Genomic DNA, 529 nt, shown 5'->3' with positions numbered 1-529 from the left:
ACTTCCCTGCCGTTTGCATTGCTGCCTACCGCAGTTGGTGTCCCAAGACGCTTTTGCGATCTTGTTATTTCTCGCTGTGAAGTTTTCAAGGTGCATCTGGCTATTGGTTATTCGATATCGGTTGTGGATTATTTCCAATTACCAATATCTAATATCCAATATGGTGGAGATGAGGGGAATCGAACCCCTGACCTCTTGAATGCCATTCAAGCGCTCTCCCAACTGAGCTACATCCCCATAAAGGTGGCGGAGCTGACGGGACTTGAACCCGCGGTCTCCGGCTTGACAGGCCGGCATGTTAACCACTACACCACAGCTCCACGGTCCCTCAAAACTAAACAGGTTTGCAAGATGGAGGTTAGAGTCCCCGGCGGTTAGTTTCAACTCCTGCCGGTTACTATCGACCTCGGATATTCGCCCGGCTTTTGCCGTGCAAATGCTCCTTAGAAAGGAGGTGATCCAGCCGCACCTTCCGATACGGCTACCTTGTTACGACTTCACCCCAATCACCAACCCCACCTTCGACGGC

At 51.6% G+C, this 529-nt stretch carries 2 tRNA genes and 1 rRNA gene; all 3 read right to left on the bottom strand.

The features are described from left to right. Positions 1-161: 161 nt before the first annotated feature. Positions 162-237, bottom strand: a tRNA-Ala gene (locus DCCM_RS18200). 7 nt (positions 238-244) lie between these two features. Beyond that, a tRNA-Asp gene (locus tag DCCM_RS18195) sits at positions 245-320 on the bottom strand. Between the two features lie 127 nt (positions 321-447). Then, a 16S ribosomal RNA gene (locus DCCM_RS18190) occupies positions 448-529 on the bottom strand; the annotation flags it as partial.

Origin of the sequence: Desulfocucumis palustris (assembly GCF_002933875.1) — a bacterium.
GTDB classification, from domain to species: domain Bacteria; phylum Bacillota; class Desulfotomaculia; order Desulfotomaculales; family Desulfocucumaceae; genus Desulfocucumis; species Desulfocucumis palustris.
Note: the sequence above shows the minus strand (reverse complement) of the source record. Positions and strands in the feature narration are given on the sequence as shown.